Here is an 11827-nt window from a genome sequence, read left to right as displayed (position 1 = left end):
GTCATAAAATATTGAATTACACTTGAATGAATAAAGTAGCATTGATACACAAAAGAATGTTCTAATTTTAGTCAGGGTATTAAAAATGCACACTAAATTTATTATTAATGGACAGGTTTGCTTCTTTTCTGAAGAGCATCGATTAGAACCAATGGGACAGCAAGGGTCTAGTGTTTCCTTGAACGTGCCTGTTAGTCGATGTTTATTATTACTATTGCAACGCAAGGGAAGCGTTATCAGTCAGAGTGATTTTGTTTATGAAGTGTGGGAAAGTAAAGGGCAGTTTGCTAATGCCAATACCTATTTTCAAAATATACATCTATTACGTAAGGCGTTGGCAACTTCAGGTATTGAAGAAAATATTATTAAGACTATCCCAAAGGAAGGGGTTCGATTTACAGGTACGGTAACATACCCCAGTGAAGAAAACTCTGAATCTACTGCGGAGGCAACTCAAGATGCAACAAGTCACATCGCCAACGAAGCATTAACAGATACACTTACTCCCGAAAAAATTGATGAAGAAATACAGCCACCACCCGTACCCTTTGTTTCCAATCATATAATTTTATATATCAAGATTTTTCTCATATTCTGCCTATTAAGTTTGTTTATTTTTCTTTTGTTAAACCTCCGTGAAGATACAAGTCAAAATGCAGATTTTTTTTCAAATTATCAGCAAATTGGGGAAATGAATCACTGTAAAGTATATGCCAGCACTTCATCTATTTTGTGGCCACGTGACGAGTATCTAAATTTTATCCAAAAAAGAGATATTCGTTGTCAACCCGGACAGGTAGCCTACATCGCAATGAATATATTCCGAACACGCTCACTCATCCATATTTGTGATAAAAACGTGAACAATACTTCATCATGTTTAACGAAGTTGTATATTGTAGAGCGTAAAAATGAACGGTAAAAAAACGCTTATCCTGTTCGCCTTTTTAATCATGCTCGCCTTTTCTCCCTTTATTGCAAAGGTAGTTCATCACTATAATTCAGACCACTTTTCTTGTCGGGGGCGAATCAACATCATATCTAGTGGAACAAACTTCAACGCACAGGCTAAATACACTTTTGACGGCGATCATGGTGAAGTCGCCGTAGTGGGAGAACTCAGTAAATTAGGAGAAAGAACCCAGAGAATATCGCAACAGTTATTATTTAATTATACTCGTAATGGTAATGAAATTATCATGCTATCGACAAACTCAGCGTTGAGCGATGACCAGGCTAGAATGTTGGTTTCGTTAGTTCCTGATTTTTATCTTTTTAAAGATAGAGGATTACGGATCCGGATTTATCAGCAAGGAGATGGGTATGTCTTTACCACTTTCAATATCCCTGTATTTATCTGCACGAAAATATAATGGAACATCATAATTCTAATACTGTTTATAACTTACAGCGATTTCTGTCAGCTAACTGAAAATCAGCCAGCTTCCTGACTACCTTTTTTGCTCTAGCAGCATTAGCTGCTGAGTACAGTATTGATGCTTTACTTTTGCACAGCCGTGTGTAAGAACAATAATGTTTGTCCCCTATGGGCAAATCAGACAATAAAGTTTGTCTGTTAACTGGGTAAATTGATTCCTGTAATTTGATACAATATTCTTATAAACAGAGCTAACACGCTGGAAAAGTCACATGCCAGAACCAAAAATCTTTAAAGCACCGTGTCCAACATGGTTGTGGGTTGCGATTTTTCAGTCATAAATTAGACGTAGTGGCCATTATGTTGCTGACGGCCACCTTGATGAATAATCACAACTGGTTTAACGAAACGTATACAATTTCGCTTTGTTTCTAGCACCCCCACTCATAGATATACGTAGAAAAATATCTATACCCCATATCAAAAGGCAATGGTATATGTAGTAAACAGGGTTAAATTATCCTAATCTATTCCCTATTGGAATTCAGGATAAAAAATTATTACAAGGTAATGAGATGCAGTTATTAAATTTAAATATTGACCGTATCATCATCCATCAGGTCTACCAAAGAGACGCTGAAGGCCAGAAAAAAAAACCAATGCAAAGCCGAGATTTTACCCGTTTTTCTTATGAAGCAATGGAAACTTTCAAACAAAGAGTTATTGAGGCTCTGGGGTCAAGCTCGCGGGCAGTACAAATGGAAATTACCAATCAAAAAGAAGCTAAGGATCTTCCTCTGATTGTTGAAAGAGCTGTAGAGGAAGCTGATGATACTTTCGCAGTGTCATCTTACGACTTTGCCACATCACTTTCAGATGCCCAGCAAATCAGAACAATACCGGGTGGAATTGTAGTTGTATTTACTGGTACCCAAGGTCATCCAGCCAAAAATTTCTTAGGAATTATCAAAGCAGAAACACACAGTGCCTATGAAAAAGAAGTTGATGACAAAACGGGTGAAATATCATTGAAGTATGTTGAAGAAGTACTCTTAACACCTAGCTCTAGGCTATATAAAACAGCGGGTTTTTTTGAAAAGGATGTCTATGATTCACCCTATAGCAACTTAAATGACAAATGGGTTGTGATGGTATCTGATTCTCAGATAAGTAAAACAGGAGGAAAAGCTGCTGCTAAATATTTTTATGCTGACTTCCTCGGTTGCGGATATCCCCAAACGAGTGCGAGAACTACTAAACAATTTTATGATGAAACTAAGAAGTTCATTGCCGAACTAGATGTACCTGAATCCAAGAAGAGTGATTATATTAATGCCCTAACAACTTATCTCAAGGTAGATACCTCATCTTCTATTGGCACTGCTGATTTTGGTGCAACATATTTTGAATCAGATGTTCAGGATGCTTTTTCTGAATATATGGAAAACGCTGGCATTCCGACGGCTTCTTTTACCAAAGATATTGAACACATTTCAGGTAGTCTGAAGTTCAGAAAAGTTAGCTTCAGTAAGAATGTTAAAATCTCCGCTCCGTCAGAGTCCTTCAAGGAGTTGATAATCATGACAACAATAGATGGAGACAAAGATGAATCAGGGGTGGCGGCGGAGTGGACACAAGTGATTATCAAGGACAAAATAGTGACGCAGGAATGACCGAAGCTGAATTTCAAGCAAAATGGCTCCAAGAAGAGTCTGTCTATAAATCTTGGGGCCAATTTATTGTTCAAGAAATTACTTCTTCTATAAAGGAGAGAGGTAAGGATCTAGATACCTTTCTCAAATTGCCTGCCAAACATCGGTTAAAAGATGAAAAGTCACTAATCGACAAAGCATTTTATCGCGCTGGTAAGCATTACGCTGACCCATACAATGAGATTGAGGATAAAGTAGGTGCACGGTTTGTAGTACTTGTCATTGAAGATATTGAGCTTATATGTGATATCATAAAATCGTCTGAATTTTGGTCATTCGATGCCTGTAAACATTTTAATATAGACAAAGAAAATGCTCCGTTATTATTTACTTATCAATCAGTTCATTTTGTCTTGCGGCCTAAACATGCAATAACCTTTAATTCTGTTGATATCCCAATTGATATCCCCTGCGAAGTTCAAATTAGAACGTTACTTCAGCATGCACATGCTGAGTTAACTCATGATGCTATTTATAAGGCTAAAACAGCGATAAAACCAAAAGTTCACAGGACTGTTGCTAAGTGTATGGCCCTTATAGAAACAACTGATGATTTTTTTACTCAGGTAAGTCAAGAGCTTAATCAAGGTGCAATAGAAGAACTAGGTATCATTTCCAAACTTGATGCTTTGTATTACAGTTTTACAGGAATAAAAGCCGAGACTCAGAAATCGATTCTGACTATTCTGGATGAATTTGAAGATTTAATAGATTCAGAATTGATTGGAAAGATTGAGATATTTGTGAGAAAGAATAAAGTTATCCCAGAAATTATTAAGTCCAAATATACTGATGGCGCTCTCTATAAACAAAGCACTGTTTTACTTATTTATTGGATGCTTAAATATAAGAAAAATAAGCTGTTAGATAACTGGCCGTTAGACAGAAAGATGCTGATTCCATTGGCTAATGATCTTGGAGTTAGCACCCTAGACTATTGAATATTCTCATTTAGTTATCCCCTGAAACTAAAGTCCGCTTGTTAGTTTAATATTAGGCTTATTCATTTTGATAGTAAAAATCTCTTACTTTGGCAATATTGCTATTTCCCATTGTTTACAAGAATATCCCTAATTGACTGTTATCCATTATCGTAAAAATGGCTTCACAAGCGGCTCCTCTAGCATTCCGATATCCAGTACTTACAGATACTGCGTAAGCGTCCGGTGAACTCATATTGCCAGTAATAGAAGGTGGCCGGGTTTAAATCGTGTTGCTGACAATAGTGCTGTTTGGTTAATCCGCTCTGTTGCCAGGTGTCGAGATGTTGTTGCCGCTCAGTGTGAGAATACCGTTTTGCCATATTTCACCTCAGATTCGTTGTATTGAATGAGGGCAGCATGTGGCAACTGAGTTTTGCTGGTAATATGAGTTCGCCGGACACTTACACTTATCAGACAGAACGATACAATTCAAAATTAGCTATAGCGTCATAAGAGCATGGGTGCCTCACGCTCTTTATGCTCTTTACTTATTCCCAAACTTTAACTCAATATTTCCCAATAACAGTGGGTCTAGATATTTTATCTGAACTCAGTATCTTTAATTTACTTTTTTTTCTAATTTATTTATATCTTCACTATTATAACTATGACGTAGTGCATTTAATAGAGTAGCGTTTATCACTTTAAATAAATTATCTTGATGTTCTGACTCACTTAACTCCAGCCCAACACATTGCAATGATGGGGTAACTGGATTATCGCTAAACACATCATGTTCAAAAGAATGAAAGCTATATAAATTACCCTGCACATCTGGATATAATATAGTAAATGCATCAACAACCGTTGCCCCACTCCCTTTCAAGTGTATTCCATGAACATATTTCATTGTACATTCAGGCAAATGTTTATCTACAGCCAATTTAGCGCTAGTGTACTTAGCATCTAAAATAAGTAGCTTTCGAAAACCATTAGATAATTTAATCTCAATAACAATATCTGGACTTCGATGAGCGTATCTATGTGAATAGTCTCGCTTTCGAATGCCTGCTTTCGTGGAAGAAAGGCCTTCAGTGTTAATAAAAAGCGAATCTGCTATATTCCGATTTTTATTCATCCAGTAAATAGGCTCACGGAACAATGTTATTTCATTTCCAACACTATCCTCCCAGTAATTACCTATTTTCTGTTTACCATCAAAAATACCAGATAGCGTCTCTGCTACTCTATAAAAAGAGTATGATTCAAATAAAATAGGAATACTTTTTATCGCAAATAGATTTTCATAAACTGACCAATCAGGAGCGCTTTTTTCAAACCAATTGATGAAATTAATAAAAATTGAACGATAAGCGGTATTTGCCGCCGCCTTTGGAGTAAGGATAGGCCTTTGTTTCAATACTTGACTAACAGGAAGATAATTATCTAAATGAAATTTTAACTTTGTTGCTGAGCTAGCTAACTTCTCACATCTTGTTATCTGACTATTTAATAAACTCTTTCTGAATTTGTTAATTTGATCAAAAAATGAAGAGTATCCATCTGGTTTTGGGATTGATAATTTAGATGATTGAGGAAAAATATTATCGTATGAGGAAATTTGATTGGAAATTTCAACAATCAAAAGGTCTAAGAAACCATGAACGACCCAGTTTTCATAAACATCGGTATTTTCCTCAAGTTCAGATACTTGAAGAGAAGATGCTCTATACATTCTAGTGCCATATATTAAATGGGATTGATTTATATCATCGCACTCATCTAATACAGAGAGGTTTGACATTAGCCAACCTAATGATGAATCATCAAAAACATTATAGTCATTAGGGCTAATTATCTTCTGAATAGGTAAAAGTTTAGTTATGGGTTTTTTCAAAATCTCTGGTAATAAAGTACAAACAAGTTGAAATGCATATTCCAATCGTTCTAAATTACTTCGAGGGGAGTTTACTCCATCCTTAAAGCCCGAGTTATATTTTGTAGTTTGGAAAATAGAATGGAGTTCATCATCATTTAATTTTGCCAAATAAGATAACATATATTCTACATTTTTAGCATTAGCTTTAGATGCAAGTACCTCTATAGGTTGGAAGTTGATGAAATCAGGATCAATGAAAGAATGGCTAAAAAGTTTTACCGTAAACTCTGCAATGCCAAAATAATTAAAGAATAAGTACTCATACTGTTCACCCCACCTACGTTTAGGCTTCCAAACAAAAACAGTACGCCCTTCATCTTCGAGGATTTCTGTTGCTATTATCTGGTGGTCATATAACACTATTTCAGCTTCTGAATACGAACCTATAACTTCTAAGCGCAACTCTAATGCTTCATTTTCCTTTACCCATGAAGTAATGGAACTGTGTGAACTCAGCTCACCCAAATTTATTACTAACCCACTACGATCACCTGAAAGTATTATAATATCAAGTTGCATGTTCGCATCCCGAACTTAAAAGTATGAGAAAGAGCTCGTAAACTCATTTCCAGTAGTAATAATTCGTTCTAATTGTGCGGATGACCTAGGGTAAGAACGTCCAAGAATATCCGATAGTTCTCCTAACCGATTTTTGAAGCCCTGACCATAACCCTCTATATGAGGTAATATATGTTGTTCAATCGAGAAATCCATCGCAATTTCATTATCTAAAATAGGGCTAACAACGGAACAGTAGTTCGTAATGGCATTAACTTTTCGTTTACTAATATGAACTGAATTCCCTAATTTTGAGTCTCTTTTTGATAAATGTTCAATAATACGATTTAATATTAAGTCATTTGCTTTTGATAATTCAATGTCTTCTCGAGGGGATAATAGTTTATTCAAAGTCTCGGTTCTTATTGTCCCTTCCAATTTTTTTCCAGCAAAATTGTGCGCCATATCATTAGAAATATCTAAGTTTATTATAGGAGCCCTATCAATTAGCCTAGGAGATAATCGTTCAGTTGTTGAATCATTATTTATAGTTGCAATAAACCTAACGGAATTATCAATATTGATGAATCTTAGATCATCTTTTGGTATTCCTGTATCTATCGCCCTTGAGCAATATTCAGCATCACATAGCCCTATAAAATCAGACCAATAATGTTCCATTGATGATAAATTTGCTTCATCTAGAAGTATTAATTTTTGAGCACCATTACTCTTATGCTGTAAAAAACCATATAACCCTGTACGTGATTCTTGGTAAACACCTTTCAGAGAGTTATAAAAACCTAGAATATCCCGGCTTGATACCCAACCGCGCCCGACTGGCACAAACAAAAAATTCTTATCGCCTGCGGGGCTCCCTAGATGCAGGGACTCAGCAAGTCTCGTAGCAGTTGATGTTTTCCCAGTCCCAGGGGGACCACTAAGAACTGTAAGGAAAGATTGATTAATTGAAACTATAAGATTGGTCATTTCCTCTTGAGAGAAATCTCTACCACCATCCTCGGAAAATTTGGAGCATAAGCAATCAATCAGATCTTCGACTCGCTCAGGTTCATCGCTAGTAAATACAACAGGCTTAGCATCAAACATTGTCGTATCAAGATAGGACTGACCATTTAATACTTTATTGATGGCTTCCATCTCACCAATTTTTTTAGCAAGATCTTGATTGTTTGTAGTTCTTAAGACATCTTGATATCCATCAGCAGTAGACTTGAGAAGCATATTATGTTCTTCAAGATAGTCTTTTCTTTTATTTAATTGCACAGCCTCATTAGCGATATTAAGTAAATTTGCTCTTTTTTCTATATCTATATTTATTTGGGATAGATTCTCTTTAGCTTTGTCAATTTCAGTTGAAAGTTTTAATTGTTTTTCTTCTAATTTTTTCTTTATAGCATCTTCTTTTTCAGCTTCAAATTCAGCGATTTTATTTTCGACTTCACGCTTCTTACTTTCAACTTTTTGTTCATATTCATGTAGCTGATTTTCTTTACTAACTAATGTCTCTTCAAGACGACTCAGGCTGGAACGAATTCGACTTTCCTCTTGTTCAACATCATCTCTTACTTTTTCCAAATGTTCTTGCAAGAGTGAAGACTTATTATCTTCGATATACGTTTCTAAAAAACGCATTCCGGCATTCGTGTTTAAATATTCCTTTATCAAGGAATAACCAATATCAGACTCTGACAAGTACCGATCTAGTAAATTTTTTAATCGTTCAACTCTTTCATATTGTTTAAAAATCTGATTGGTTTTCTCACTTTCAGCAATTATTTGTTGGAGACGTTGGGCTTCTTTTTTTCCTAAAGCCTGTGCTTTTTTGCCAAAACCTTGAGCATTAACAACTTTAATTAATTGATCGTCAGAAAGATAGTCAATACTTTTTGATTTATATTTTGAAATAGTCTTGAAAGACGATACATATAATGTTTCAACATTGTTTTCTATAACTGTAACAAGTGCTTTTTCTAAATCACTAACTTTGAAGCATCCTAAAAAACCTTTTCCATAACTTAGCAATGAGTGGACATGAGGTTCAATTATATAACGTTTGTCATCATTTTGAGTACTAGTTAGTGGGCCATATAAATCCGTACCATCAAGAATAAAAAATGGTTGTTTTAACGGAATAACATCCTGCGGCAACATTCCATTTTGCTTATCCGGCAGACTAATTTCTAATACTGGTAATAGCGTATTCTGAGCAAGATTTTCTGCATCAGAGCCCATTGCCCAGTATCGTGATTTTCCATCCTTTATACTTTTCGTCTCATCGTAAGAGTGGGCAGCTAATACGAATAAATCAGTTACTCCAAAACGTTCGTCAACACTTGGAAAACCCTTTGTAATCAGTATATCGCTTGGATAATCCTGCCTACTTATAGGTTTAAAAACATCTGGTTCAATTTCTTCCAAAAGTGGGATTACAAATCCCTGATTCTCGTTTAATAGCGTTGATTTTTTTACGATAAGTTTTGGCAACGGATCCTGATATACCATAGGTAACCCCATTAAATTACATAAAATATCAGTTTTATACATTAGCTGATGTACAGGGAGATTCGCAAGTTTTCGTTAACAATTAGCCCATATTTTCAAAATGTTAAATGGTAAAGTTTGTATGTTACTCAATAAAAATGGCTCTGTCGCATTAGCGTAGGCAAGTCAGCAAAAGTTGCGCTGCCGATCTTTTAGGCAGCCAACAAATAAAATTGCTCTGTCGGGGATAATCTTCCCCGTGTGGGTGCTGATATTGCCCTTCACGTATCATATGCACTAACTGTCAATGCTCGCCAATATCGTCTAAGCCCGACGAAATGATTTATATCCCAGCATCAGCCGTATCCGTTGTTCGATATTCCGGTGATCTTGCCCAACCCGATTATTCATATAGATTGTCATGCCTGATAGTGATCATGTTTCTTCTGGCTTGTCAGTGTTGAAAGTGTGGTCTGCGCTGCCGTGTTAGCACCACTTTTATCAATGGTCACTATCTCAGGTTTATCGTAGTGTCGAATGGCCTTGTGAAAGAAGCGTAATGCAGCTGCCGCGTCCCGTTTGGCTGTCAGCAAGAAGTCGACGGTTTGACCCGCAGTATCGACCGCACGGTACAGATATTTCCACGGCCCTTTAACTTTGATGTAGGTTTCGTCCATTCGCCATCAACACCCTACAGAACGTTTATGCCAGCGAAATACTTTATCCAACACCGGCACTGACGGATAACCCATCGGTAAAGTGTAGAGTGGTCAACGATAACTCCACACTCTGCAATCATCTCTTCCAAGTTACGTAAACTCAGTGAGTAAGCGAGATACCAGCTAACACACTGAGCAATAACATCAGCTGGGTAATGCAGCCGACTGAAAACTTTTAGGATTAAAGACATAAGCAGGTAACATCAGAAAAAACGGCATGTTATCGGACTCCACCTTAATGCGACACAATCTTATTGTGAGCACGGCAGGGTTATTGCAGGTATACGTGGCCAGTTTCTGACCACCAAAGAGCGATGTTATTTTTCTAAACGTCATATGTTATCATAAATAAAGGCAGAAACTGGTAGCCCAAAGCTCTTTGAAAGAGCTTTCATGTGATCCAAAGTCAGCTTACGCTCTCCTTTCAGGATCATACTGACCAAAGAACGGGCACCAATCTCCTCTTTAAAACTTCTTTGATTTAGCCCGTGCTGATCCATTATCAAGTGTAGTATCGCCAACTCTTGCGGTAATTCAGCTATACGCGCGTTAAATGCCTCAAATTCGGGGGCGGTATTTTCATAATCAGCAATTTTTTAGCCAACAGGTCGATCAGCGGGTTCTTCTCGTCGGTACCGATTAGTCGATCTACCATCTCGAGAGCCTGCTCGTAGTCTTCACAGCTATGGCTTCCCCCTAACAAGGGCACTGTATTTATCAATGTGGTCATTGCATTTAAAGCAACCTCATAACTATTTGTTGTCATTCTAGAGTTCTCCGGTAGTAATCGGTGAGCCTGTAATATTCTTTATGAGTCACAATGTGATTAATAAAACAATATAGTAATGTGATGGACGTCCCCTTCTAAAGTAGCCAGTACCATACTTTTACTGACTGCATTAATCTGGGAGTAACATCATATGAACACGATCAGAGTTGTTGGTATCGATATTGCCAAATCCGTTTTTCAAGTTTGTGTCTGAATAGTTGATGGCTCCGTTCCTAGAGCAGAAAAATATCACGTCAGAAATTTCTGGATACTCTTCGCCAGTTTGAGCAGGATTACTGTAAAAATACTGACTTTAGTTCCATATAATTTTTGATATCTCACCCTGATTATTTATCAGCCTATATTCTTCTGGTGCCAAGTTGTTTAGTAATTGATGTAATCTCTAGCTGTGGTACTAAAGACCGGAGAGACTACACACCGATGATAAGGCGGAAATCCTCGTAGCGATACATTATGCGAATTAGTTCGGTGCTGAGAATATTAGAAGAGAAATACATGGTAAGGGCTGGAATGATAAACCGACAGGAGGTAATTTACGTGATATAAAAAATGCTCGCAATTTGCTTTAAAACCTGATAGGAAAATATTAACTTCAGCACTGAAAGTTGTAGACCATAGGGATATCCTCATCAAAACTCACAGGGTTGTTAACTAGATATCTTAAGTCCCTTATCTAGGGTGGATCATTGTATAACATACATAAAATATTAATTTCTTATTTTTAATAATTTCATTATTTTGAGAAAGATTTCCGTTTCCTATTGTCCATCCAAGCCAGCCATCCAATGCGATGAGCCTTGGCATCATTTAGTGCATGATGCCAAGGTCCATATTTATCATGATAATGGCAAACAGCATCGTGATAGATACTTGTATTAATAAGGTGTCTTAAATCAAACCAGCCAGCATTTAAATTAAGAGGTCGTTCCGCAAAAAGATCCGTTAATAATTTTACATCAAGAAAATCATCAGCACATATTGTTATTGAACGAGGCAGGGTTAAAAACCAAGAGTACAATTTATTTGTTAGCTCTTGTCTTGACATTTTATATGTAAAATTTAGTTGAGGTAATACATTTTCAGTAACGAATCTATTGCAAAGAGTTGAGTCAAAATCATCAAGCTCAGCATAAAATTGGTACTGACCATCCTCGGAAACCATACCAATGCTGATTAACTCTGGAACTGAAGGGTTTGTATACTCGGTGTCGATGAAAATCAACATACATTTAAACCACCCGTTAATAGAGAATATAACTATAATATAATTCATATCCATTATCTATCAATATAAAAAATATATATCATCTTGGCTAAACGGCTTTACAAATCTAGCATCACAAAAATTCCTTCTCCCTAGAAC

9 protein-coding genes and 1 pseudogene are annotated in these 11827 nt (G+C 36.5%); 4 read left to right on the top strand and 6 right to left on the bottom strand.

What is annotated here, in order from left to right; translation table 11 throughout:
- The first annotated feature begins 85 nt into the window (after window positions 1-85).
- The 4 genes from FTA91_RS17585 to FTA91_RS17570 all read left to right on the top strand — a co-directional run bounded on the left by FTA91_RS17585 (window position 86) and on the right by FTA91_RS17570 (window position 4031).
- Entirely contained in the window at window positions 86-922 is an 837-nt protein-coding gene (locus FTA91_RS17585) for a winged helix-turn-helix domain-containing protein (protein ID WP_145583692.1), read from the top strand.
- Window positions 912-1373, top strand: coding sequence for a hypothetical protein (locus tag FTA91_RS17580; protein WP_050112095.1), 462 nt, complete (start codon window positions 912-914; stop codon window positions 1371-1373). Before FTA91_RS17585 ends, FTA91_RS17580 begins: the two co-directional genes overlap by 11 nt.
- A 580-nt stretch (window positions 1374-1953) precedes the next feature.
- Window positions 1954-3051, top strand: coding sequence for a nucleoid-associated protein (locus FTA91_RS17575; protein ID WP_129547628.1), 1098 nt, complete (start codon window positions 1954-1956; stop codon window positions 3049-3051).
- On the top strand, window positions 3006-4031 hold the full coding sequence (locus FTA91_RS17570; RefSeq protein WP_235896873.1) for a GTP pyrophosphokinase: 1026 nt from the start codon (window positions 3006-3008) through the stop codon (window positions 4029-4031). The genes FTA91_RS17575 and FTA91_RS17570 overlap by 46 nt, the downstream gene beginning before the upstream one ends.
- 179 nt (window positions 4032-4210) lie before the next feature.
- Here FTA91_RS17570 and tnpA read toward each other — a convergent pair whose 3' ends face one another.
- The 6 genes and pseudogenes from tnpA to FTA91_RS17540 form a co-directional block, all read right to left on the bottom strand.
- Window positions 4211-4393, bottom strand: a complete 183-nt coding sequence (gene tnpA, locus FTA91_RS20180; protein ID WP_164998373.1) for an IS66 family insertion sequence element accessory protein TnpA — start codon at window positions 4391-4393, stop codon at window positions 4211-4213.
- Window positions 4394-4632: 239 nt separating this feature from the next.
- On the bottom strand, window positions 4633-6471 hold the full coding sequence (locus FTA91_RS17565; RefSeq protein WP_129547629.1) for a hypothetical protein: 1839 nt from the start codon (window positions 6469-6471) through the stop codon (window positions 4633-4635).
- Window positions 6472-6486: 15 nt separating this feature from the next.
- Window positions 6487-8976, bottom strand: a complete 2490-nt coding sequence (locus FTA91_RS17560) for an ATP-binding protein (RefSeq protein ID WP_069008932.1) — start codon at window positions 8974-8976, stop codon at window positions 6487-6489.
- Between the two features lie 191 nt (window positions 8977-9167).
- Window positions 9168-9865, bottom strand: a pseudogene (locus FTA91_RS17555) (IS6 family transposase).
- 141 nt (window positions 9866-10006) lie between these two features.
- Complete coding sequence (locus FTA91_RS20605) at window positions 10007-10174, bottom strand: helix-turn-helix domain-containing protein (RefSeq protein ID WP_004723229.1); 168 nt, start codon at window positions 10172-10174, stop codon at window positions 10007-10009.
- Window positions 10175-11197: 1023 nt separating this feature from the next.
- On the bottom strand, window positions 11198-11689 hold the full coding sequence (locus tag FTA91_RS17540; RefSeq protein WP_164998374.1) for a 3'-5' exoribonuclease: 492 nt from the start codon (window positions 11687-11689) through the stop codon (window positions 11198-11200).
- Window positions 11690-11827 lie beyond the last annotated feature (138 nt).

The organism is Yersinia thracica (assembly GCF_902170565.1).
GTDB lineage: Bacteria > Pseudomonadota > Gammaproteobacteria > Enterobacterales > Enterobacteriaceae > Yersinia > Yersinia thracica.
This window is presented reverse-complemented; position numbering and strand designations above follow the sequence as displayed.

What these genes read in the sequence shown, in the direction of transcription:
- FTA91_RS17585 (WP_145583692.1), top strand. Translation starts at nt 86, where the DNA reads ATGCACACTAAATTTATTATTAATGGACAGGTTTGCTTCTTTTCTGAA.
- FTA91_RS17580 (WP_050112095.1), top strand. Translation starts at nt 912, where the DNA reads ATGAACGGTAAAAAAACGCTTATCCTGTTCGCCTTTTTAATCATGCTC.
- FTA91_RS17575 (WP_129547628.1), top strand. Translation starts at nt 1,954, where the DNA reads ATGCAGTTATTAAATTTAAATATTGACCGTATCATCATCCATCAGGTC.
- tnpA (WP_164998373.1), bottom strand. Translation starts at nt 4,393, where the DNA reads ATGGCAAAACGGTATTCTCACACTGAGCGGCAACAACATCTCGACACC.
- FTA91_RS17565 (WP_129547629.1), bottom strand. Translation starts at nt 6,471, where the DNA reads ATGCAACTTGATATTATAATACTTTCAGGTGATCGTAGTGGGTTAGTA.
- FTA91_RS17560 (WP_069008932.1), bottom strand. Translation starts at nt 8,976, where the DNA reads ATGGTATATCAGGATCCGTTGCCAAAACTTATCGTAAAAAAATCAACG.
- FTA91_RS20605 (WP_004723229.1), bottom strand. Translation starts at nt 10,174, where the DNA reads ATGGATCAGCACGGGCTAAATCAAAGAAGTTTTAAAGAGGAGATTGGT.
- FTA91_RS17540 (WP_164998374.1), bottom strand. Translation starts at nt 11,689, where the DNA reads ATGTTGATTTTCATCGACACCGAGTATACAAACCCTTCAGTTCCAGAG.